Genomic DNA, 21,868 nt, shown 5'->3' on the forward strand with positions numbered 1-21,868 from the left:
GGGCGAGCCTGTCAAAGCTGGTGAGGAGACGCTGAGATGGTTAACGAGCTCCCGCAGACCTACCGCCATCACATGTCCGAGACCGTGGCCGTGGCAACAACACCAACGGCCCTGTTCGCACTGCTCGACGACCACGACCGCCTTGCCACGCACATGATGAAGCCGTCGGCCATGATGGGCTGGAGCGCAATGAACGTGACCTTTGATGCCGGACGGGGCCGTGAGCATGGTTCCAGGATCAGCATGCGTGGAAGAATTCTTGGTCTTGAAATCGAGGTCGATGAAGTCGTGACCAAGCGTGAGCCGCCCCGCCTTAAAACCTGGACGACGCGGGGAACGCCGCGCCTTTGGGTCATCGGAGCCTACCGCATGGGCTTCGAGATCAAGCCAGACAGAACTCGCTCGCTGCTGACGATTTTCATAGACTATGAATTGCCGCGCTGGCCGTTCCGCCCGCTCGGACTGATTGCTGGCCGGTTTTATGCCCGTTGGTGCGTCAGAATGATGGCGCAGGATGCGGTCAAAGCGTTCGCCATCTGAGCGCACGGCCATATTCATGGCTTCCCTGCTCTGTCGCTATGTTCGTGATGGCCATGATGACCGTGATGCATGAACAAGTGCATTAGGGGACAGGTCAGAAAAAGCGCGTAAGGAAGAAGACCAAGTGCATGCTGCCAGTGATTTTCAAGCACCCAGAAGGCGAGCGCTGAAAGCAGTGCCCCGATCAGGAACCTCACAAACATATCGAGCTTTGCTGACATGAGATTACCCCTTCGATTGTCACCTTAACCCTGCAGGACCCGCATCCCGGCAGTGACTCAGGCTATGGCTTTGTTGGTGCCGGTGTCGAAGGAGTGGCACCGTGCTTCATGTGCTCACAGCAAGGCATCTTGCAGTCAGACATGTGTTGGTGGTCCATCTGCTTTCCATCTTTCCCCTGCATATTGGCCATGCCCGCCATTGGCTTCGCGGGATCGCAGCCTTTCGCATCCTGGCTGGCGGATGGCGAAGGCGTTACCGTAGGCGCAGCAACCGCAGGAGCGGAGCCATGGCTATGCCCGGCATGGGGGTCAGGCGCAGCTTGGGCAAAAGCCGGGCTGGCAAGTCCGACCAGCAGAATTACGGTCGCAGTCGAAAGAGCGGTTTTCATAAAGAACCTCCACTGAAAAGAAAGGCGTTCAGTGACGATACGCGGCGCAATGCGTTCCCCCTCACTCGCGGCACCAAAATCCGATCCCCGAGCTATTGGCTGATCACTCCCGTTTTTCCCCGCCCAATCTCGAAAGGCCGACTGGCACCCGGCGGGCGGTGAAACCTTTTTGAGGGCCTTTGCCTTTTGACGCGTATCGGAAGGGTGAGATCATGTGTCGGAGGCTGTTTCATGGGGTTTGAATTATCGCGTCGGCACCTTTTGGCTGGTCTCGCGCTGGTCGCCGTCCCGGCGCAAGCTGCATCGCCAATCATTGTGCACCGCGACCCTGGATGCGGGTGCTGCGAAAAATGGACCGGAATGGCCCGGCGCATACTCGGTCGACCGATACGAGTAATCGAAGATCCAAACCGAGCCGCGCTACATCGCCAGATCGGGATGCCTGCCAACCTCGCCTCATGTCATACTGCTTTGATAGACGGTCTGGCGTTTGAGGGTCATGTTCCGTTCGCTGACGTCAAGCGCTTGCTGGCGACCAAGCCGCGCGGCGTCCGTGGTCTGGCCGTTCCAGGGATGCCGCTCGGGTCACCTGGCATGGAGGTTCCTGGAATGGCACCGCACAACTTCGCAGTACTGTCGTTTGGCAGCAACGCGCCTGCAATTTATTCGCGTCACTAACTGAGCAACCGTAGAAGGGGTGTACGATATGTTGAGAAGAACCATGCTGGCATCACTCGCAGCTGCCGCACTGATAACATCGGTGAATGCTCATGCCCAAGGCATCGGCCATACTTTTTTCATGCGCGGATCGATTGTCGCGAATGATTCAAGTGGCACTGTCGTGTGCATCGGCCGTGCAGACGGCGCCGAAGTAGGCCAGACGCTTGACGTCTACCGGGTGACCCAGCGGCCCGGCCCCTCCAAGGGCGCGAGCAATTTCCGGCGTGACCTCGTGGGACATGTCCAGATCGAGCATGTCTTTGACGATCATTTCGCCCACGTACGCGTGCTTGATGGACGGCCCAAGAAGCACGACATCGTAGAACTCCGACGTCCGGCCCGGGATTGAAACATCTGCTGTGCTTGGGCCGTCCGACGTTCGTCGGCTGAGCCTCGAGCCGCCGGATGTTCAGCAAACCTGTCGCCGGAAGGGATGGCAAGTGCACTTCCAATCCGGCGACGAGCTCCAAGTTAATTCTTCAAGATCTCCATGCAGCGCGCATGCGAGAGGTTCATCGGGTTGAGCCCGCGACCTTTCATTTCGTTGTGATCATGGACCTGACCGACACCCATCTCGCTCTCCATTTTGCGGCAGCTTTCAATTTCCGCACTGGTTGGCGGAACCGTCGCGCAGGCACCAAGAAAGATTACCGGGACAATACCCAGAACCGAGATTTTCTTCATTTGTCGCACCTTTCTCAAAGTGTTCACTCCTGCGAACGTGGCCGGTCTGGAGCCGGCTTGAATTCAGAAAACACAATGAGGGTCCGCCGTCTACGTAGCGGTGCGATCGAGGCCATACAACCCTGCGCCGTTGGGTGGCCGCAATTTCGTGATGCCAGCGACTGCTTTCTTGTTATCTTCCAAGGCATGCGCTTGAAAATGAGGGATGCCGCGAATGCTTGCGTATCCCTTCTGTCGAAGGAGGGGGGCAATGAGGCAGGCCGGTTCGAAAAAATCAACTGGTCTTGGGCGTTTGGCGAGCAACGTACAGACCAAAGTGACCAGACATTGTGCCCCCTCGCTCCTTCGGCTCTCGATAGTGATAGCGATCGCGCTTTCGCAGACCATTCCGCTCGATGCCGTTGCCCAGACCACGGATCAGTCCGCGACAAATGACGCTACAACCCGCCTGCGCTCCCCGTTGCGGCTTTCCGATGTCACCACAATCGCGTTGGAAAATCGCGCAGAAATAACCGCGGCAAAAGCGCGTGCCGACGCGCTGGCGCAGCGCCCTTCAATCGTGTCAGCGCTTGAAGACCCAATGGTCTCTGTTTCCGTTGATCACTATCCCTTCCAGGGAATGATGGAAGGTGGACGTCGCTATGATCGCAGCATCAGCGTCGAACAGAAATTCCCGCTGTCGGGCGTCTTGTCACACCGGCGATCCGCAGCCGTAGCGGACGCCGACAGGGCAAACGCGCTCACAGCGGTTACTGAACTGGATGTGGTGCTCGGCGCACAGCGCGCATTTTTCATGCTGCTGGAGCGCAGACGCATGAAACCAGTTATCGACGAGCAGATCGACCTGGCCGCTCTGCTGGTTGATGTCGCGGCTAGTCGTTATGCAAGTGGCCGTGGGACACAGGCTGACGTTCTGAGAGCAGAAGCCGAGCTCGCCCGAATCAAGTCGAAGCGGCAGGCCTTGGATGCCCAGATCCGGGGTGCAGAAGCTATGCTCAATGCAGCGCTCGGTCGTCCGATCGCCGCTGAAATTCCAGAGCTGGCGTATCGCGCAAGCCTGGATGGCCCAGGGTCGATTGCCGAGGTGCTTGAACTTGCAGAGGGCCGGCCAGAACTGGCGGCAGGAACTGCGGAAGTTCGGCGCGCAAGTGCAGAATCGCGGGTGATGCGATCGATGTACAAGCCGATGGCGACCGTAAAGGCAGGCTATGCCGAGACCATGGCTGAGGGACCGGGCGCAATGCTGATGGTGGGGGTCAGCATTCCGATCTGGCGGAAGCGACTGAGCAGCGGCGTAGCAGAGGCGCAAGCCATGGAGCGCATGGCTGATGCCGACCTTGCCGCGATGCGCAGAATGGTCGCCGGCGAAGCACTCGCAGCCCGTGAAGAAGTCGTATCCGCCCAGGTGCAGGTCAATCTGCTCCGTCAGGACGTGCTCCCGCGCGCGAAAGTCGCATTCGATGCTGCGCTTGGCAGCTATTCGTCAGGCCAGGGAACGCTTTTCACGGTGATCGATGCCGCACAGGCACTGTGGCAGGCACAGGGGGACGAAGTCATGGCCGAATCGGCCTTGGGTGAGGCTTGGGCAAAGCTGGAACGAGCAACCGGGGGGCGCTCATGAAGACCTATTCGAGGCGCGCACTGATTGCGAGCGCCGTCATTCCTGTCGGATTGCTGGTGGGAATTCTGGCCATCCAGGCTCAGCGGGAGAAGTGGCCATTTGCGCCGACACATTCGGTTGGCAATAGCGATCTGGATTCCAAATCCCATGCGCCCGGCAGCCAGGCCACCGACCGCAGCGCCGTGCGGACGACCGTCGAGTTGACAGGCAAGCAGGCCGAAATGCTTGGGATCAAGTTTGAAACGGCCGAAGTGCGGCAATTCGACGAAACGGTCTCGGGCGTCGCGGCCGCTGTCATCGACGAGTCCCGGATAGTCGAAGTCCATCCGCGCGTGTCGGGATGGCTAGAGCAGCTGTACGTGCGCACTACCGGTCAGACCGTTCGCGCCGGACAGGCTCTTGGCGCAGTATTCTCGCAGGAACTCTATGCCTCTCAGCTGGAGTATCTGGCTGCGCTGCGGCGGAAAAACACCGCGCCCGCCAGTGTTGTCCTGGCAGCGGGCAAGACCCGACTCCGGGTGCTGGGCATGAGTGAGGGCGAAATAAGGCGTCTTGAAAACACGGGGCGCCCCAACCGTCTGGTCACTATTACTGCGCCGAAAAGCGGCTTTGTCCTCGATCGGGGTGTCACGCAGGGCATTTCTGTCGATCCTTCGACCAATATCCTGTCCATCGCGGACGCGGGACAGCTTTGGGTGATTGCCGAGATCGCGGAAGCTGACGCTGGCCGGGTGCGGCTTGGCTCGACCGCCTCCCTCTCGTTTCCACTCTCGGGTCGCCCCCCGTTCATTGCGAGAGTGGACTTTATTTACCCGACCCTGACCGAGCGAACCAGGTCGATAAGGGTCCGCATGTCCGTGCCCAACATTGGTGGGGCGCTCCGTCCGGGCATGTATGGGACCGCGCAGATTTCCGCAGCGCCGCGTGAAGCCATTACCGTTGGTCGCGATGCAGTGATCGATACAGGGCTCTCCCAACACGTGTTCGTGCGAACTGGAGCCAATCGCTTCGAGCCCCGGCAGGTCAAGCTTGGCGCGAAGACGGCCGATTGCGTCGAAATTCTACAAGGCCTCGCTGCAGGTGAGCAGGTGGTCTCCGCCGGGGTGTTTCTGCTCGATTCCGAGAGCCGCCTTTGGGCGTCCGGAGCCACTGGCCACGGCGGTCATGGCGGTGGCGCTTCCGGAGAGAAAGATGGCAAGGCCATGCCGAGCGAGGCGCCACGTGAAGGTTCGCCTGGCGCCTCGGCTGGCGCGCATAGCGGACATCAGCGGTGATCGAGCGCATTATTGAGTGGTGCGCTCGCCGGCGCTGGCTGGTGCTGGCGATTACGCTGGTCCTTGCGGCTTGGGCGATCGATTCGATGCGCAAGACGCCGCTCGACGCACTTCCAGATCTTTCCGATCCGCAAGTGATCGTGTTCACGGACTGGATGGGACGCAGCCCCAACCTGGTGGAAGACCAGATCACCTATCCGCTGGTCAGGGCTCTGCAAAGCACGCCCGGCGTCAGAACCGTTCGCGGATATTCGATGTTCGGAATGAGTTTCGTCTACGCGATCTTCGGTGATGACACGGATATCTACTGGGCGCGCACCAGGGTGTTCGAGCAGATCGGACGGGTCCAGCAGCAATTGCCGCCCGGCGTCGTCCCGACCCTCGGCCCGGATGCAAGCGGCGTAGGCTGGATCTACCAATACGTCCTCGAAGACACCACCGGTCGGATGAACGATGCCGAGCTGCGTGCGCTGCAGGACTTCACCGTGCGGCCTGCGCTCCAAGGCGTCAAAGGCGTCGCCGAAGTCGCAACGATGGGCGGGTTCGAGCGGCAGTACCAGATTTCGCTGGATCCCAACAAATTGGCGGCCTTCGGGATCACACCCTCGGACGTGTCTCGTGCTGTGCGTGATGCGAATTCCGAAGTAGGCGCCCGCGTTCTGGAGATGAGTGGGCGGGAATATGTCCTGCGCGGGCGTGGATATGCCAAGACCCTCCAGGACCTCGAGCAAAGCGTCATCACGGTTGCCGATGGTGGGACGCCGATCCGCGTGCGCGACGTTGCGAGCGTACAGTTTGGACCCGAAATTCGCCGCGGCACAGCCGACCTCAACGGTAAAGGAGAGGCGGTTGGTGGCATCGTGGTCATGCGCCTTGACTCAAATGCCCAGGAAGTGATTGAGGCGCTGAAAAAGCAGATGGGTCAGCTGGCGCTGCCTCCCGGCGTCCGCATCATCACGACGCACGACCGATCCGAACTGATTACCGGTTCGATCAAGACCCTCAAGGACACCCTGATTATCGAAGGGGCGATCATCGCCGTAATTTGCCTCGTTTTCCTGTTGCATGGTGGCTCGGCGCTGGTCGCACTCATCATCCTGCCCACATCGGTGCTCTTGTCGTTTATCGGGATGCGTTATCTGGGTATTTCCGCCAATATCATGTCGCTAGGCGGAATCGCGATCGCAGTGGGCGAACTCAGCGATGCCGCAATCGTCATGATCGAGAACGCGCACAAGCGGCTTGCCGAGAACACAAACCCGGACGACCGCATTCGGGTGATCGTGGAATCGTCCAAGGAGGTCGGCAAGCCGATCTTCTTCTCGCTCCTCCTGATCACGGTCAGCTTCCTGCCGATCTTCACGCTGACCGGGCAGGCGGGCAAATTGTTCATGCCGCTGGCTTACACCAAGACGCTCGCAATGTTCTTCGCGGCGATCCTCTCGATTACCCTCGCGCCGCCACTGATGATCTGGCTGCTGCGCGGCCGGTTCCGTACCGAGGCGGAAAATCCGCTTAACCGCTGGCTGGCCAATTTCTACCGCCCCATCGTCCGCTTCATCATCCGATGGCGGATCGTTGTGGTCAGCATCGCCGCGCTGGTGATGGTGGGGACAGTGCCAGTCTTCACCCGCCTCGGCTCGGAATTCATGCCGCCGCTTGACGAGGGGGCATTGCTGGTGATGCCCACCACCTTCCCGGGCATTTCCATCGAAGAAGCCAGAAGAGCGCTGAATACCCAGCACCAGATTATCATGAGCTTCGGTGAAGTTGCGATGGTGCATGGGAAGGCTGGACGGGCGGAAACTGCGACCGATCCGGCACAGCTCGACATGAGCGAGTCCGTGATCACGCTCAAGCCTCACGACGAGTGGCCTGCCATCCCGGTTAGCCGCTGGTACAGCAGCTGGGCGCCAGACTGGTTGAAGGCCGGACTGAGACCGATCTGGCCGGATCGCCAGCAACGGACGGTCGGGGAGCTCTCGCGCGACCTGGATGCAGCCTTGCGCATGCCGGGCTACCAGATGGCCATTGCTCCCCCGATCCGCACCCGGATCGACATGCTGACGACCGGGGTCCGCACGCCCGTGGGCATCAAGGTGTTCGGCCCCGACCTGGAAGGGATCGAGCGTCTCAGCGTTGAACTGGAGGGGCAGTTGCGGACCGTGCCAGGTACCCGCAGCACTTTCGCCGAGCGGCAAAGTGGGCGCGAATATATCGATATAGTACCGCGACGAGACGAGATTGCCCGCTACGGCCTGACAGTCCGCGACGTTCAGGACCTGGTCGAGGCCGCAATCGGCGGGATGCCGGTCTCGACTGTGATTGATGGGCGGGCGCGATATTCCGTCAATGTTCGCTACGCAGCTGATTTCCGCAACGATCCAGAGGCGCTGAGCAAGCTCCTTGTGCCTATTCCGGCGCCGAAAACCTTGTCCTTTACCGACGCTCGCACTGCGGGCGCAGGAGCCTCGGCGGATGCGCCCAGCCAGATGCAATCCGGTGACGGCGGTGGAATGGATTCGATGGGTGGGGGCGGAAGCGGCGGCACGGGTGGCGCCATGGCCTCTGCAGCAGTTCCGATGAGTGGGTCAGCGCCCAGCGACGAGAAATGGAACAGCGGTCAACAGGCGGGCTCGGTGGTCCCGCTCGGCGCCCTGGCTGACATCAAGGTCGTTACCGGACCACCAATGATCAAGAACGAGAACGGCACTCTGGTAGGCTATGTCTTCGCCGATATCGATTCCTCGCAGCGCGATTTGGGCGGGTGGGTTGATGACGCGAAAAAAGTCGTTGCTGATCAGATCACTGTCCCGCCTGGCTATCAACTGCAATGGACCGGTCAGTACGAGTTCATGGCTGAGCTGACATCGCGTCTGCGCACCGTCGTTCCGCTGACGATCGTTCTTGTTGGCCTGTTGCTGTACCTGTCGATGGGTGGATGGCAGCAAACTCTGCTGGTCATGCTGAGCCTGCCCTTCGCCATCGCGGGCAGCATCTGGCTGCTCGCATTACTTGATTACAACCTGTCGACGGCCGTTTGGGTGGGCCTGATCGCCGTCGGCGGTGTTGCTGCGCAGACCGGCACAGTTGTGGTTGTCTATCTCGACCAGGCCTATTCAGAAGCCTCCGCGCAAGGACGTCTTGGCTCTATCGGGGAGATCGACACGGCTATCATGGAGGGGACCGCACGGTGTCTGCGCCCGATGCTGATGACGGTCGCGACCACCGTGTTCGGCCTGATGCCCCTCCTTTGGGAGTCAGGCGTAGGCGCCGATCTTTCCGCCCGTACAGCCGCCCCTGTGGTGGGGGGGCTCTGGTTCTGCATGTTCCTGACGCTTCTGGTCATTCCCGCCGCCTACGCAATCTGGCGGCATTCGCAGTTTCGAGCCCCAGAGCAAGCGTGAGCGACGGCGTTTCTTATTCTTCTGCCTCAGAGGAGGATGTATTCATCCTCCTTTCCTTTTCTAAAAGGCGATTACAGACCAGCGCTCGTTCCTCTTGCGCAGGAGGCGCTATCCATATGGGTGTTTCAGAACCAAAAGCGGATTCCGGCAACCAGACTTGTGGATTGCACATCATCTCCTGCCATGCGCGCATATCTGGCCGTATCGCCGAACTTCCGTTCCCAGGAGACGCCCACGTAAGGCGCAAATTCCTTGCGCCATTCGTAACGCAGGCGCAGCCCTAACTCGAGGTTCGACAATCCGGAGCCGATCAGGCTTTCCGGGACATCCTGCGCAGCAAAATTGGCTTCCAGGCGGGGCTGCAGGATCAGCTTCTGGGTGATGCGTTGGTCCACATCTCCCTTCAGCCGAAACAGCACGTCGCCCTTGGTGGAGAGGAACGTCGCCGCCTCGACCTCGAACCAGTACGGAGCCAGCCCCTCGATACCGATCGTGGCATAAGTGCGATCCGGCCCTTTCCCCAGATCCTGACGAACGCCGGCCTGCAGGTTCCAGTAAGGATCAACCGCATGGGACCAGAGGGCTTGGATTTCGCCATGATGGCTTTTTTCGCCGAAGCTGCCTTCGCCTTCGGATTCGAGGGCCAGACGGTCGATATCGCCACCGAACCACGCGCTGGCATCCCAGCGATAGCCGTCTCTGCCGTTCCGCACTTGGTATTCGGCAATGTTGAAGAGAACCTTGTGAAAGGTCATTCCGCCATGCTCGCCCATCAGGGTGGCTTGCGCCTCTGCCATGGCCGCAGGGTCGTAATACGCATCAGCGGCTCGATCATTGGCAACCGGCGGTACAGACGCGTATCCAGGCCCGATATCTGTTCCCATCTTGTCCGCGTTGTTTTGCGGCTCGGACGCGGCAGTCTCCATGTTTGGCATGTCCGACATGTCATGCCCGGCATGCGGATCATCCACTGATGGAGATTGCGCGGGTTCAGGCTGCGGCACAGTTTGCGGTGGAGGAGCGACGTCTGGCATTGCGGGCATCGAATGGCCGTGATGCATCCCGTGATCCATGGCCCCGTTTTGTGCGAGAGCAGGCGCAGCCAGCACGAAAGGGGACACTCCCAGAAGCGCAAGCCGGATCATGCCAGGTCTCCACTGTCACGCACCTGGACAACCCGCATCATCCCGGCATGCATGTGGAAGAACATGTGGCAGTGGAATGCCCAGTCTCCATGAATTCCGGTGACATCGAAACTGACCTTTCCACCCGGGGCGACATTCACCGTGTGCTTGCGCGGACTGTGCGCGCCATGCCCGGTTACGAGTTCGAAGAAATGCCCATGCAGGTGGATCGGGTGGCTCATCATGGTGTCATTCACCAGGGTGACACGCACCCGCTCGCCGGTTCGCAACGGAATTGGCGTCCTTGCTTCAGACAAGGTCTGGCCATCCATCGACCACATGTATCGCTCCATGTTTCCGGTCAGGTGGACTTCGATTTCGCGCGCGGGCCCGCGCGTGTCGGGATTTCGCTCCAGTGCGACCAGGTCTCGGTAGACCAGAACCTTATGGCCGACATTCTCGAGGCCCACTCCCGGCTCGCCGGTACGGTCCACGGGCATCGGGGCGATCGACTGGACACCGGGCCCAAGCTTGACCTGCGGCGCGTTAGCACCGTCCCGCATCGCCATTGCATGGCGGGCCGCTTCACCATGCGTCGTCCCGCCATGCTCCGTTGAACCACTTGAATGGGGCATGTTCATACCCGCCATCTCGTGTCCACCATGGGCTCCGCCTTGGTTGGCTGCGGCAGATGAAGACGCAGATGTTGCCGCCTCGTCACCCATGCCGCCCATGCCCATGTCCTTCATCGTCAGGAGGGGGCGTTCGCGTAGCGCGGGCACCGGCGCGACCATCCCGGGCCGGGGGGCCAAGGTGGCCCGTGCGAGCCCGGAGCGGTCGGCCGCCTCCCCGATGATGGAGTAGGCCCGATCATCCCCTGGCGTGACAATCACGTCATAGGTCTCGGCGATCGTCATCTGGAATTCGTCTACGGAGATCGGTCGCACCGGCAATCCATCGGCTGCGACGACCGTCATCCGTAACCCGGGTATCCGGACGTTGAAAATTGTCATGGCGGAGGCATTGATGAACCTCAATCGCACCCGCTCGCCAGGATTGAACAGCGCCGTCCAGTTGTCGCGAGGTCCATGTCCGTTAGTAACGTAGGTGTAGACCGACCCTGTGACGTCAAGAATATCTGTCGGATCCATACGCATCCGCGCCCATTCCAGGCGTTCCGCATGACTTTGGTCTTTGCCCGCAGCCAATCCTGCCAGCGTTTGCTTCTGGCGATTGAAGTATCCGGATTCCTGCTTGAGTTTCGTGAACAGTTTATGGGGATGGATGAAGCTATGATCGGACAGCACCACCACGTGCTCGCGATCGTAGGCAATTGGATCGACACCCTTCGGGTCGATCACGATTGGACCATAATGGCCCATCGCCTCCTGCAAACCGGAGTGGCTGTGATACCAGTAGGTTCCCGACTGCTCGAGGGCAAATTCGTAAGTGAAGGTCGAGCGCGGCTTGATCCCCGGAAAGCTTACCCCCGGAACGCCATCCATCTGGAAGGGCACCAAAAGGCCATGCCAATGGACCGACGTTTCCTCGTCCAGTGCATTTTCAACGGCAATCCTGACAGTCTGTCCTTCGCGCAGGCGCAGCAGCGGCGCAGGGACCGTCCCGTTCATGGCGATGGCTTTTGCAGGCCGTCCATCGACCGTTATCGTTTCGTGCGCAACCCGCAGCGTTATCGCTTCGCCGGACAGTTGGGGCAAAGGTCGAGCAATTCCGGCCGAAACTGGCCGGGCCCAGGCCGGCAGCCATGCCGAAAGCCCAAGCGCCCCGCCTGCCAATCCCGCTCCGCGCAGCAAGGTGCGTCGATCAAGTGCGGAAGGACTGGCAAATTCAACGGTCATGGATGGATCCTCTGCAATACTTCAGGTGATACGCATCAGCGCTCCATCGACCTCAAAATTTCCCGCAATTTGTTACGCGCACGGCGCAGCCGGGTTTCAACGGCTTTCTCGGTTACCCCCAAAATTGCCGCCGTTTCCGATTGTGACGTGCCTTCGACTGTTCTGAGCAAGAGCACTTCACGCAGCCGCACCGGCAAGGCCTTCATTGCATTCAGGGTTCTCAGCAGTTCCTCGCGGCTGGCGACCTCACGTTCGATGTTCACCTGGGGGTCGGCGGGTTCAGCTGCACTATCCAGCGGCATGGCGACGGCGAACAGGGTCCGGACCTTTCGCCGACGAGCCTCGTCGCGGCATTTGTTCAATGCGATCCGGAGCACCCAGTGCCTGAACGGGCGACTGACATCGAACCGGGCAATGGCAGTAAAGGCAGCGATGAAGGTCTGCTGGGTAATATCAAGGGCGGTGTCATCGTCAGCAGTATGCAGACGCGCCACGCGGAAGACGGCTGCGCGATGCCTTTTCATCAGCTCGCCATAGGCCGTCTGACGTCCAGCAATGGCCAAGGCAGCAAGCTCTCCGTCGGTGCAATCGCCAAGCTCGAAACTCATTTTGGCTCGGACGTAAGAGCCTTGACCACCGCGGCATCGAAGCGAGCGGTCTGATCGGGCCTGAGCACACCGCGCATCGCGAAGACATGTTCCAACGTTGCTTTTTGAAGTCGTCCCATCACCGCGTGCGAGGCGTCAATCGCCGCAGCGACCTGTGGGCCGTAGCCATGCTCGGCCTGAATAGCCTGCGCCAATCGCGCGTTGTCCGACCGCAGTTCCAGTTCGAGTGCGCGCTTCTGAATAGCGAACTGGGCCTCAAGCGCCTCGACTTTCGCTTCCTGAGCCTCATCGAGGTGCAATTCCTCATGGAGGAACTCGTGCAACTCGGACTCAACGGGCGGCGCCGGCAGAATGAAATGTCTGCCGATAAACAACCCGGCCAACGCCGCAGCAAACGCTATCAACGCAACCAAAGGCAATTTCGCACTTTTCATTCCGCGCCAACCAGCAATGCGGAAGGTGTCAGGTTCGCGGCATCACCCAGCGAGACCATTGTAGAGGCGGCCTGCGCCGTTGCACTCGGTAATGCGGCCCCAAGAAAGCCCGTTAGAAGCGCCAGACCCGCTGCGAATGCATAAACGCCGCCTGCTTTCGCGCTGGTTTGCGCCAACTTCTCGTCCAGCTTATCCAGTACGAGACCGTCGATCATTCCTAGAGCCGGTGGAACCGACAGTTCGCGCAACTCAGCGAGGCGCGCATCGATATCAGCCATTACAGATCTCCACTCCTGTCCCATTACTTACTGCCCCTGCGTGCACATACGCGGGAATCATGCCCTCGCCCTCAAAATTTTAGAGCCTCGGCGAATGAGGGTGACCGCCTCCCGCTGCGTATCATCAAGCAACACAAATACGGAGTTGACCGTGCAACCGTACAAAACAGTGACCTTCGGCCTTGCGGCGCTACTGGCGGCACACGCCACAACCGCATTCGCTCATCCAAGGCTCCTATCCTCGACGCCAGCACCAAAGGCTACCGCAGCGCCTACGGGTCAGGTCGTCTTGCGCTTTTCTGAACGCCTCTTGCCACAGCTCACCGGCATCGAGGTTGCGCCGGTGGCGCAGAACCGGCGCAACGGTGCCGAACATTCAGGGCATCACATGCCCACACCTTCCGTGAGGACCAGCTACTCGCGGGATGGCAAGACGCTCATCGCGGTCTTCGCATCTCCACTGCCGACCGGAACGTACCTGCTGAAGTGGCACGCGGTGGCCGCTGACACGCACCGCGTGCAGGGGCAGTTTGAATTCGTGGTAAGGTAGCCACGAAGTGGAAGATTGGTCGTTCGTCGCGGTCCGCTGGGGCATTTACAGTTCGCTTGGGCTGTTCTTCGGGATTGCGGGGTTCAACCTTTACTCTTCGCCGGCACGGCAGGTCCGGAACGCGAAGAGGCTACTCGTAGTGATGGCGCTCTTCGCCTTAGCGTTCAGTATGGCGGGCTTTGCGCTGATGGTCGCCGGGATGGCCGGGACTACCGTCAGTGACATAGATCGTGAACTAGCTCGTTCCATCCTGCGAGATACGTCAGTCGGCCAAGCCTTCCTCGTGCGAATGGCCGCGCTCGGCTTGGCAACCGTGGTGGTTGTCGCAACCGAGTGCACCAGCAGCGCTGCAAAACTGGCGACAACCGGATTGACCGGAGCCGCTTTGGGCTCACTTGCCTGGAACGGCCATGGTGCCGCCAGCGAAGGGTGGATGGCGTGGCCGCATTTGATCGCCGACGTAGTACACCTCCTCACCGCTGGCGCCTGGCTCGGAGCAATTGCTTGCCTGCTCGCTCTCGTGACACGGCAGTGGATCACCCATGCCGATCTATCTGCGGCACGCAAAAGCCTGGTCGAATTCGCCCCGGTTGGAACCTGGCTGGTAGCACTTCTTGTCCTGACCGGGGCAGTCAATACCGGAGCGCTTCTCGTCGCCGCCGATCCCGAGGAGCCTGAGCAATCCCGCTGGCTTTTGCTGCTCGCCGCAAAATTGGTCGTCTTTGCAATGATGTTGGGCCTCGCGGCGCTGCACCGGTTCCGGCTCGCTCCCGGGCTCGAAGCGGCCGTGGAATCTGGACAGATCCGGGCGGCCCGTCGCAAGCTCAGAATGAGCCTGAGTCTGGAATTATTTGGCGGATTGGCAATCCTCGCCGTAGTGGCATGGCTGGGGCTTCTGGAGCCGGGTTGGTGAGCCGCGCAAACAGGCTGTAAGGTGCAAATGCTGCTCCTGGCTCACTCGCACCCTGAGTGTCCGGGCTGATCCCAACCGCTTGAACACTAACGCGACGCAAATCCGACAAGAAGCTTGCGCCCTTCCTCAAGGATCAGGATCAGCGAGGCCATACCGACTGCGGCAAGGAAATCGCGCCCGTCCAGGGCAACAGTGCCGAAAATCATCGAAACCGGCGGCCAATAGACCGCAAGCGACTGGAGAAGCAGCACGCCCCCAAGGGATGACCACAGCAGCCGGTTGCTGAAGAACCTGCGGTTGAACGTGGTGCTGTTCTCGACCCGCGCATTGAACACATTGAACACCTGGAACAGCACGAACGTGGTGAAAGCGAGCGTCAGCCCATAGGCGGTTCCGCCCTTGGCCAGCCCGTACTGCAGCATTCCCAAAGTGCCCGCCGTCATGACTACGCCGTAACCCAGCAGCCTGCCCATTCGGCGCAGTGAAAGGATAGGTTCATCCGCTTTGCGGGGACGCTCGAGCATCAGCCCCGGGCGCGGGGCGTCAAGGGCGAGAGCAACCGCAGGCGGCCCGTCCATGATCATGGCCACCCAGAGAATCTGAACCGGGGTCAAGGGATCCGGCAATCCCAGCAGCGGCGCGAGGAAGACTGTCATGATCGCGCCGATGGTCGTTGACAGCTGGAAACGTACGAACTTGATGATGTTGTCGTAAAGTGCCCGGCCTTCGCGTACCGCACGAACGATCGTTGCAAAGTTGTCGTCCGTCAGGATCATCGCAGCCGCTTCCTTGGCGACATCCGATCCCTTGCGGCCCATTGCGACGCCGATGTCGGCCGCCTTCAGGGCAGGTGCATCGTTCACCCCGTCGCCCGTCATGGCAACCACATGGCCTCTGTCCTGCAAGGCGCGCACGATGGCTACCTTGTGCTCGGGCGCCACGCGGGCAAAGACGGCAGTTTCGCTGGTCGCCCGGTCAAGCTCCTCCGCAGAGAGGCGTGCGAGGTCGCCACCAGCCAGAACGCCGCCTGCAAGGCCCAGGTCGCGGGCTATGGCGGCGGCCGTATCGGGATGATCGCCCGTGATCATTTTGACCTCGATCCCGGCATCCCGGCAGCGTGCGATGGCGTCGCGTGCTTCTGGCCTCGGCGGATCGACAATGCCAACCAGTCCGAGTGTCCGAAGGTTTGGCAGATGCTCTATTCTCAGACGCTCGACCTGGAATTGTTCTCCGCTCAGCGTTGCATGAGCAAGCAGAAGGCCGCGCATGCCCTGCGCTGCGATCTCGGCGTATTGCTCGGAAAGGCCCTGTTGCTGCGCAATTTCCCCGGCGCAGCAGGGCAGCACGACATCGGGCGCCCCCTTGATGAACACGTGAATTGCAGCGCCGTCGCGGTGAGCCGTTGCCATGTACTTGTGCGCGGAGTCGAACGGCAGTTCGCCAATTCGCGGAAACCGGGCCCGAATGGCAGCTGGGTCGCGTCCGGCCTTTTGAGCGAGGACCAGCAGCGACACCTCGGTGGGATCGCCCGTGAAATGCCCGTCGTGCAGCTGACTGTCATTGCACAATACACCGGCCATCAGAAATGCATCGAACGCTTCAATCTGGTCGGCGCGGGGCGCAGGCGCGATCTCGCCCACTGTGGCATAACCTTCGCCCGAAACCCTGAATTGTTCCGCACCGAGGGTGAAGGCGCGGACTGTCATCTCGTTGACCGTCAGGGTTCCTGTCTTGTCAGAACAGATGACCGTCGTGCATCCCAACGTCTCGACACTGGCGAGCCGCTTGATCAGCGCCTGTTGGCGCGCCATGCGCCGCATTCCGATGGCCAGTGTTACGGTAACCACCGCAGGGAGACCCTCGGGGATCGCCGCAACTGCCAGCGAGATTGATTCCAGGACTACGTGGGCCAATGCTTCACCGCGCATAATCGAAAACGTGAAAAGCACAGCGACGAGTACGATGGCGACTATTCCAAGGCGGCGGCCAGCGTCGTCCAGCTGGCGTTGGAGCGGACTGCGTGCCTCCTTGGTTTGCTCGAGTGAGCGGGAGAGCTGGCCCATCACCGAAGCCATGCCCGTCGCGGTGACCAGCAGTTCTCCACGCCCGCGCGTCGCCACCGTATTCATGAAAGCGGCGTTGATGCGGTCCGCGATCGGCGTTTCGGCAACGAGGTGGGCGTTTTCGTCCTTGCGGACAGGTACGGATTCGCCAGTAAGGCCGGATTCGTCGATCTCGAGACCATGCGCTGCCACAATACGCGTATCGGCGGCAATGCGCTCCCCGGCCTCCACCATGAGGATGTCCCCGGGCACGATCCGGTGCGCCGGTATTTCCTGGATGCGCCCCTCGCGGCGCACACGCGCGGTTCTCGGCAGCATCTGGCGCAGCGCCGCCAGGCTGTGTTCCGCGCGATATTCCTGATAGAAACCGAGCGCGGCATTGAGAACCACGACAGCGAGGATGACCAGCGCATTCTTCAGATCGCCGGTGATCCATGCGACACTCGCGGCAATCAGCAGGATTGCGGTAAAGACACTGCGGAACTGCGCCAGTAGCACGGACAGCGCCGCGCGCGGCGGCGCTTCATCCAGTGTGTTGTGTCCAGCCAGCTCCAGCCGGCGCGCAGCCTCCGCTGCGGTCAGGCCCAGGGTCGGAGATGCTGACAAGCCATCGATAATCTGGTCGAGGGGCAATGCGTGGCTCGGCGCCGCCAGACTGGCTTGCACTCTCCAGCTTTCGTGGCTGTCGCCTGTATCAACGTTCACGGTGTGATAGCGACCTTGAGCACTCCATCTCGCTGGTTCGCGAAAAGGTCATAGGCTGCCTCGATGTCATCGAGCTTGAACCGATGAGTTACGAGGGGACGGGTGTCGACCCGCCCGGACGCGATGACTTCCATCAATCGCCGCATGCGCTCCTTGCCTCCGGGACACAGCGTTGTTCGGATCGTATGGTCGCCCAGCCCGGCATGAAACGCACCGAGCGGTATCTTCAAATCGTCGGAATAGACCCCCAACGAAGACAACGTGCCCCCAGGCCGCAATATCCGCAGCGCTCCCTCGAAGGTTGCCTGCCCGCCCAGCGCTTCGATTGCGACATCGACACCCCGACCTGCGGTGAGACGCATGATCTCCTCCACCGGATCGCCCCGGCTGAAATCTATCACATGATCGGCACCCATCTTGCGCGCCATCTCCATGCGCGCCGGAACGCTGTCGACAGCTATGATGGTGGTGGCGCCCATCAGTCGCGCACCTGCTGTCGCGCACAGCCCAATTGGCCCCTGCGCAAAGACGGCAACGGTATCGCCGATTCGCACTGCACCGCTCTCCGCGCCGGAAAAGCCGGTCGACATGATGTCGGGGCACATCAGGACCTGTTCGTCCGACAACCCGTCGGGTACAGCCGCCAGGTTGGCCATGGCGTCGGGCACCAGGACGTATTCGGCCTGTGTGCCATCGATGGTATTGCCAAATCTCCACCCACCGAGCGGCTTCCAGCCATGCGGGGTGCCCGGTCCATCCTGAGAATGACAACCGCAAAGGGCAGCATTGCTGTGCCCGGACGTACAGATTGCTCCGGCAATGACCCGCTGTCCCTCCGCGAAACCTTGCACTGCAGAGCCCAGCTTCTCGATGATGCCGACCGGCTCGTGCCCGATGGTCAGTCCCCTGGCGACTGGATACTCGCCCTTGAGAATATGCACATCGGTCCCGCATATTGTGGTCGTGGTAATACGCACCAGTGCGTCGAGGGGACCGACATCGGGAATGGGTTTTTCGTCGAGAACGATTCGACCGGGTTCGACGAAAATCGCTGCTTTCATCCTGGCCATGGCGTGCTCCTGATGATTGCCGGCGAGTGCATGCGATTCTCGCACTGGCATTGCATAAGGAAGCTATACGTCATCGGAGCGAAACGTAAGTGACAACGGTCAATGTCGGACGCTAGCTGTCGTTTCAAATGCGATGAAGTTGAGTAGGAGGTGCCACGGGCACCAGTGGGAACACATGGAGATGCGAAAACCGCCACCAAGACCGGAGCCTGGGCTGATCGGCCTCAATATTGCAAACCCGTCCGAGCTGTTTCACGCCTTCGATCCCTCGCCGCTGGTCAGCCGCGATCTCAACGATGAGGTCGAGCAATATATTCTGGAGAGCGCGCTGGAGGCGCCGCGTTCCCATTATCAGCTTGTGCTGCATGCGCCGTCAGGGACCATTGACGCCCCTGAAGTGGCGCAGATCCCTGACGCCATTCGTCAGTATTTCCACTACAAACTCGAAGTCTATGAAATGCATCTGCGGCTTGCGATGCAGGATGGGCGGAGATCGCTTCTCACCGGGGTATTGTTCCTTTTAGCCTGTTGGGGTCTAGGTCTCATAGCGATGGATTTCGTCCCGGAGCCGTACGGCGATTTCTTTCGGGAGGGGTTTCTAATCATCGGCTGGGTAGCCAACTGGAAACCGATTCACTTCTTTCTTTACGAACGGCAGCCCTTGCTTCGGCGGCGCAAGATTCTCCGGTCATTGTCAGAGATGGACATTGAAATTCGACCGGCAGTGTCGGCTACCGCACCTGGACGGGTGCCGCACCCGGAGACGATCAATAGAATGCCCGGGACAAGCGAACCATGACTTGCGGTATTTGCGACATACTTCTGTACATGGTCAGCCATCCCGAGCCTACGCCTTCCTGGGCGCTCCGGGCATCCAGGGATCTCGCGGAATGGTGCGATGCTCGCCTGTCGACTGTCCTGAGCCAAACCCATATCCCACCGGTCAGCAACTGGTTGGCCAGCAAGCTTGTTCATGCGGATGACCTGATTGCATCTGAAAATGCGCGAAGCCGGGAAGCAGGCCTGGCACTTTTCCAGGAGATCGCCGGAATCTTGCCTGCGTGCCGGCTTGGGGAGCAGTTCCTGATAGACCACGGCCCTATCGGCGACCCGATCGAGCCCGCGCATCTGGCGCGGACGCATGATCTTACCGTAATGCCGGTCTGGCCGGAATTCGCGTGGCAACTAGCGGCACAAGGTCTTGTCTTCGATTCCGGCAGGCCCGTTTTGCTACTCCCTCAATCGAATTCGGAGCAGACCCGGTTCGACGATATAATTATCGGTTGGGATGGAAGCCGGTCTGCCAGCCGGGCACTTGCCGGCGCATTGCCTTTCTGCCGTATGGCGCAGACTGTGCGGCTCGTTGCCGTGTCGGGGGACAAGGCATTCGATCCGATCGCTGCCCTTTCGCAAGCCCAACGCCATCTCGAATATCACTCGGTTATCAGCTCGATCGAGGAGATACCGTCGGCGGGCCGGAATGCGGGCGATGTCCTCCTTGAACGGGCCAAGGAAAATGGTGCCAGCCTGCTCGTCATGGGAGGGTACGGACATTCCAGGGTGCGCGAGTTTGTATTGGGCGGGGCCACCAGGACCGTATTAAATGAACCCGGGACGGCGACCCTGATGGTTCATTGATCCTGTTGTGGCCAGCATGTCGAGGCTGGCCACAGAACAGACACGAAACGCGAAACCTCCCGGTTGTCGTCAATGAGAAAGCAGGACTGGCATCTGCGGTTTGTCGACCACTCCGAGGGTTGCTCCTCCAAGAATGAAATCCCGCAGCCGCGAGTGCCCGTAACCACCCATGACCAACATGTCGGTGTCGAGCGCCTTGGCCTCCTGCTGCAAGGCATCGCCAATCGAGCGTCCGTCCAGTTCGCGATGTACCACCTGCGTCGCGATGCCCTTGCGCGAAAGGATCCTGGTAGTGGTGTCGTCTTCCAGGGATGATCTGATGGCCTTTTCGCCGCCAATCGTGAGCAGGACGACTTCTTCGACTGAAGGAAAAAGCGCTAATGCATCCGCCAGAGCACGGGCCGCGACCCGGCTGTTATCCCAGGCCACGGCGATCCGGGTACAGCGAAATGCGCCCGCCCAATCTGACGGCGTGACCAGCATAGGCCGGCCTATTTCGAACAAGAGATTTTGTGCAATGATGCGATCGCTCATCATGCCCGCACCATCAGCGCCGACGACAACCAGATCGTGCAGCCGGGCGCGATCGGCAATGCAGGCAAGAAAGCCGCGGGAGTGATCAAATTCGGTCACCGCTTCAAAATCTAAGCCGCGACGTTCCGCCTCAAGCTGCATGTCCTGCGCATTGCGATGGTTGGTTTGCTCCCGAAGGCGGAAGTCCTCTTCCATCTGCGCATAACTGCGCCCTTCCTTGCTGGGGGGAACATTCGCATCGAGGTTGGCCAGGACACCTGTCAGTGCCCCGCCGATAGTCTCCGTAATGGCCAGTGCGAGCGCTCCCGGGCCACGAGACAATTCGAATGCGTCGACGGTCGCATAGAGCATCACGGTCTTGATCGGTGTGGCAGTGACTACTGGAGGCATATCCCGTTCCTTGATCGAAACGGGTGGGCCCGCCGGGTATGCTTTCTAGTTCCGGCATCGGGCTCACCCGATGCGGTCCGACATCACGACACCATGTCGCCAGAGGGGCCCGGCCCGCTCACTCCAGATAAACGGGTTAGCTGAAATTTCAACATGGCCGCACTAAAGCGCCAAGTCCCTCTGATAGTACGCCTGAACCAATTCGGCGTCATCAAGGCTCAGCACGGGCAACGGGCTGGTTGCTGCATTGATCTGCGGGATTTCCACTGACGCCCCATTGCCGCCAAACTGATCGACAACCTCGCGCAGCCCAGCCACGTAGTCGGCAAACGGCAGCATGGTTACAGTAGCGCCATCCAGCCATTGCGACTGCGACCGATAAAAGCTGAGATTGCCACCCCGCGGATGGAACGATGCACCGGGAACGCGCGGCGGAGGCAATGCCGAAATGATATCTAGTGGCGGGATGCTCTTGATCACTGCACGCAAAGCTGGAGCGATGGCTTCGGGATCAGGCTCAAACCATCGCGGATGGGGCTCGATACCGACGAACCGCTCCGGGAACAGCTGAATGAACGAGTTCGGTAGGCACCGCTTGTGGAATTCCAAGGCCGAGCAAAACCGCTCAACCGGACCCCGCCTGAAGGCATAGATAGCCGTCGGCGCAATTGCTTCTCCGGGAAATCGCGCCTCAGCCAGCCTGATCGCTTCCGGCACGGTTGGATGCCGCCCCATCTCGCCAACCAGATCTACCCCAATCTGCCCCAGGACGGCGCGTACAGTCTGTGACCCGTTCTTCGGTACGCCGATAAACAGCGTCTGGCGGTCATGCGAAATGATCATGGG

Annotated in this window: 21 protein-coding genes; 10 read left to right on the plus strand and 11 right to left on the minus strand. The window is 60.4% G+C overall.

Annotated features, from left to right (window positions below):
* The first annotated feature begins 36 nt into the window (after window positions 1-36).
* Window positions 37-540 carry an SRPBCC family protein gene (locus OOT33_RS14340; RefSeq protein WP_307750703.1) on the plus strand — a complete coding sequence of 168 codons (504 nt, stop codon included), beginning with the start codon at window positions 37-39 and terminating at the stop codon, window positions 538-540.
* A 14-nt stretch (window positions 541-554) separates the two neighbouring features.
* On the opposite strand, the gene OOT33_RS14345 is transcribed toward OOT33_RS14340, so the two are convergent.
* Window positions 555-761, minus strand: coding sequence for a DUF2933 domain-containing protein (locus tag OOT33_RS14345; protein ID WP_307750704.1), 207 nt, complete (start codon window positions 759-761; stop codon window positions 555-557).
* An 827-nt stretch (window positions 762-1,588) separates the two neighbouring features.
* On the opposite strand from OOT33_RS14345, the gene OOT33_RS17935 reads away from it, so the two are divergent.
* On the plus strand, window positions 1,589-1,828 hold the full coding sequence (locus OOT33_RS17935) for a DUF411 domain-containing protein (protein ID WP_373690583.1): 240 nt from the start codon (window positions 1,589-1,591) through the stop codon (window positions 1,826-1,828).
* 43 nt (window positions 1,829-1,871) lie between these two features.
* A complete protein-coding gene (locus OOT33_RS14355) occupies window positions 1,872-2,219 on the plus strand; it encodes a hypothetical protein (RefSeq protein WP_373690584.1) in 348 nt (115 codons plus the stop codon).
* Between the two features lie 122 nt (window positions 2,220-2,341).
* Here the strand turns inward: OOT33_RS14355 and OOT33_RS14360 are convergent, their stop codons facing one another.
* Window positions 2,342-2,554, minus strand: a complete 213-nt coding sequence (locus OOT33_RS14360) for a hypothetical protein (protein WP_307750707.1) — start codon at window positions 2,552-2,554, stop codon at window positions 2,342-2,344.
* Window positions 2,555-2,804: 250 nt separating this feature from the next.
* Between OOT33_RS14360 and OOT33_RS14365 the strand changes: the two genes are divergently transcribed.
* The 3 genes from OOT33_RS14365 to OOT33_RS14375 are packed head-to-tail and all read left to right on the plus strand — an operon-like array spanning window position 2,805 to window position 8,856.
* Window positions 2,805-4,175: a TolC family protein gene (locus OOT33_RS14365; RefSeq protein WP_307750708.1), complete on the plus strand. Its 1,371-nt coding sequence runs from the start codon at window positions 2,805-2,807 to the stop codon at window positions 4,173-4,175.
* Entirely contained in the window at window positions 4,172-5,449 is a 1,278-nt protein-coding gene (locus OOT33_RS14370) for an efflux RND transporter periplasmic adaptor subunit (RefSeq protein ID WP_307750709.1), read from the plus strand. The genes OOT33_RS14365 and OOT33_RS14370 overlap by 4 nt, the downstream gene beginning before the upstream one ends.
* The gene (locus tag OOT33_RS14375; protein WP_307750710.1) at window positions 5,446-8,856 is read left to right on the plus strand and encodes an efflux RND transporter permease subunit; all 3,411 of its coding nucleotides are present in this window, start codon (window positions 5,446-5,448) and stop codon (window positions 8,854-8,856) included. Before OOT33_RS14370 ends, OOT33_RS14375 begins: the two co-directional genes overlap by 4 nt.
* Window positions 8,857-8,981: 125 nt before the next feature.
* Here OOT33_RS14375 and OOT33_RS14380 read toward each other — a convergent pair whose 3' ends face one another.
* Genes OOT33_RS14380 through OOT33_RS14400 form a run of 5 tightly spaced genes read right to left on the minus strand, consistent with a single transcriptional unit; the run spans window position 8,982 to window position 13,159 of the window.
* Complete coding sequence (locus OOT33_RS14380) at window positions 8,982-10,001, minus strand: copper resistance protein B (protein WP_307750711.1); 1,020 nt, start codon at window positions 9,999-10,001, stop codon at window positions 8,982-8,984.
* Window positions 9,998-11,839, minus strand: coding sequence for a copper resistance system multicopper oxidase (locus OOT33_RS14385; RefSeq protein ID WP_307750712.1), 1,842 nt, complete (start codon window positions 11,837-11,839; stop codon window positions 9,998-10,000). Before OOT33_RS14385 ends, OOT33_RS14380 begins: the two co-directional genes overlap by 4 nt.
* Before the next feature lie 35 nt (window positions 11,840-11,874).
* A complete protein-coding gene (locus OOT33_RS14390; RefSeq protein ID WP_307750713.1) occupies window positions 11,875-12,447 on the minus strand; it encodes a sigma-70 family RNA polymerase sigma factor in 573 nt (190 codons plus the stop codon).
* The gene (locus OOT33_RS14395; RefSeq protein WP_307750714.1) at window positions 12,444-12,881 is read right to left on the minus strand and encodes a periplasmic heavy metal sensor; all 438 of its coding nucleotides are present in this window, start codon (window positions 12,879-12,881) and stop codon (window positions 12,444-12,446) included. The genes OOT33_RS14390 and OOT33_RS14395 overlap by 4 nt, the downstream gene beginning before the upstream one ends.
* Window positions 12,878-13,159 carry a hypothetical protein gene (locus OOT33_RS14400; protein ID WP_307750715.1) on the minus strand — a complete coding sequence of 94 codons (282 nt, stop codon included), beginning with the start codon at window positions 13,157-13,159 and terminating at the stop codon, window positions 12,878-12,880. Before OOT33_RS14400 ends, OOT33_RS14395 begins: the two co-directional genes overlap by 4 nt.
* 151 nt (window positions 13,160-13,310) lie before the next feature.
* On the opposite strand from OOT33_RS14400, the gene OOT33_RS14405 reads away from it, so the two are divergent.
* Both OOT33_RS14405 and copD read left to right on the plus strand, forming a co-directional pair.
* A complete protein-coding gene (locus tag OOT33_RS14405) occupies window positions 13,311-13,709 on the plus strand; it encodes a copper resistance protein CopC (protein WP_307750716.1) in 399 nt (132 codons plus the stop codon).
* A gap of 7 nt (window positions 13,710-13,716) precedes the next feature.
* Entirely contained in the window at window positions 13,717-14,622 is a 906-nt protein-coding gene (gene copD / locus OOT33_RS14410; RefSeq protein ID WP_307750717.1) for a copper homeostasis membrane protein CopD, read from the plus strand.
* 86 nt (window positions 14,623-14,708) lie between these two features.
* On the opposite strand, the gene OOT33_RS14415 is transcribed toward copD, so the two are convergent.
* Together OOT33_RS14415 and OOT33_RS14420 are read right to left on the minus strand one after the other, a co-directional pair.
* Window positions 14,709-17,390, minus strand: a complete 2,682-nt coding sequence (locus tag OOT33_RS14415) for an HAD-IC family P-type ATPase (protein WP_307750718.1) — start codon at window positions 17,388-17,390, stop codon at window positions 14,709-14,711.
* On the minus strand, window positions 17,387-18,460 hold the full coding sequence (locus tag OOT33_RS14420; RefSeq protein WP_307750719.1) for a zinc-binding dehydrogenase: 1,074 nt from the start codon (window positions 18,458-18,460) through the stop codon (window positions 17,387-17,389). The genes OOT33_RS14415 and OOT33_RS14420 overlap by 4 nt, the downstream gene beginning before the upstream one ends.
* A 175-nt stretch (window positions 18,461-18,635) precedes the next feature.
* Between OOT33_RS14420 and OOT33_RS14425 the strand changes: the two genes are divergently transcribed.
* Window positions 18,636-19,259, plus strand: coding sequence for a hypothetical protein (locus OOT33_RS14425; RefSeq protein ID WP_307750720.1), 624 nt, complete (start codon window positions 18,636-18,638; stop codon window positions 19,257-19,259).
* Between the two features lie 29 nt (window positions 19,260-19,288).
* Window positions 19,289-20,098, plus strand: coding sequence for a universal stress protein (locus OOT33_RS14430; RefSeq protein WP_307750721.1), 810 nt, complete (start codon window positions 19,289-19,291; stop codon window positions 20,096-20,098).
* A gap of 69 nt (window positions 20,099-20,167) precedes the next feature.
* Here the strand turns inward: OOT33_RS14430 and OOT33_RS14435 are convergent, their stop codons facing one another.
* Complete coding sequence (locus OOT33_RS14435; protein ID WP_307750722.1) at window positions 20,168-21,022, minus strand: universal stress protein; 855 nt, start codon at window positions 21,020-21,022, stop codon at window positions 20,168-20,170.
* A gap of 162 nt (window positions 21,023-21,184) precedes the next feature.
* Window positions 21,185-21,865 carry a hypothetical protein gene (locus OOT33_RS14440; protein ID WP_307750723.1) on the minus strand — a complete coding sequence of 227 codons (681 nt, stop codon included), beginning with the start codon at window positions 21,863-21,865 and terminating at the stop codon, window positions 21,185-21,187.
* Between the last annotated feature and the right edge of the window lie 3 nt (window positions 21,866-21,868).

This window comes from Sphingobium sp. DEHP117, from assembly GCF_030867385.1.
Classification (GTDB): domain Bacteria; phylum Pseudomonadota; class Alphaproteobacteria; order Sphingomonadales; family Sphingomonadaceae; genus Sphingobium.

Excerpts from the sequence above, each read along its gene's own strand:
- OOT33_RS14340 (WP_307750703.1), top strand. The coding sequence starts at position 37 with ATGGTTAACGAGCTCCCGCAGACCTACCGCCATCACATGTCCGAGACC.
- OOT33_RS14345 (WP_307750704.1), bottom strand. The coding sequence starts at position 761 with ATGTCAGCAAAGCTCGATATGTTTGTGAGGTTCCTGATCGGGGCACTG.
- OOT33_RS17935 (WP_373690583.1), top strand. The coding sequence starts at position 1,589 with ATGCCTGCCAACCTCGCCTCATGTCATACTGCTTTGATAGACGGTCTG.
- OOT33_RS14355 (WP_373690584.1), top strand. The coding sequence starts at position 1,872 with ATGCTGGCATCACTCGCAGCTGCCGCACTGATAACATCGGTGAATGCT.
- OOT33_RS14360 (WP_307750707.1), bottom strand. The coding sequence starts at position 2,554 with ATGAAGAAAATCTCGGTTCTGGGTATTGTCCCGGTAATCTTTCTTGGT.
- OOT33_RS14365 (WP_307750708.1), top strand. The coding sequence starts at position 2,805 with ATGAGGCAGGCCGGTTCGAAAAAATCAACTGGTCTTGGGCGTTTGGCG.
- OOT33_RS14370 (WP_307750709.1), top strand. The coding sequence starts at position 4,172 with ATGAAGACCTATTCGAGGCGCGCACTGATTGCGAGCGCCGTCATTCCT.
- OOT33_RS14380 (WP_307750711.1), bottom strand. The coding sequence starts at position 10,001 with ATGATCCGGCTTGCGCTTCTGGGAGTGTCCCCTTTCGTGCTGGCTGCG.
- OOT33_RS14385 (WP_307750712.1), bottom strand. The coding sequence starts at position 11,839 with ATGACCGTTGAATTTGCCAGTCCTTCCGCACTTGATCGACGCACCTTG.
- OOT33_RS14390 (WP_307750713.1), bottom strand. The coding sequence starts at position 12,447 with ATGAGTTTCGAGCTTGGCGATTGCACCGACGGAGAGCTTGCTGCCTTG.
- OOT33_RS14395 (WP_307750714.1), bottom strand. The coding sequence starts at position 12,881 with ATGAAAAGTGCGAAATTGCCTTTGGTTGCGTTGATAGCGTTTGCTGCG.
- OOT33_RS14400 (WP_307750715.1), bottom strand. The coding sequence starts at position 13,159 with ATGGCTGATATCGATGCGCGCCTCGCTGAGTTGCGCGAACTGTCGGTT.
- OOT33_RS14420 (WP_307750719.1), bottom strand. The coding sequence starts at position 18,460 with ATGGCCAGGATGAAAGCAGCGATTTTCGTCGAACCCGGTCGAATCGTT.
- OOT33_RS14425 (WP_307750720.1), top strand. The coding sequence starts at position 18,636 with ATGGAGATGCGAAAACCGCCACCAAGACCGGAGCCTGGGCTGATCGGC.
- OOT33_RS14430 (WP_307750721.1), top strand. The coding sequence starts at position 19,289 with ATGGTCAGCCATCCCGAGCCTACGCCTTCCTGGGCGCTCCGGGCATCC.
- OOT33_RS14435 (WP_307750722.1), bottom strand. The coding sequence starts at position 21,022 with ATGCCTCCAGTAGTCACTGCCACACCGATCAAGACCGTGATGCTCTAT.
- OOT33_RS14440 (WP_307750723.1), bottom strand. The coding sequence starts at position 21,865 with ATGATCATTTCGCATGACCGCCAGACGCTGTTTATCGGCGTACCGAAG.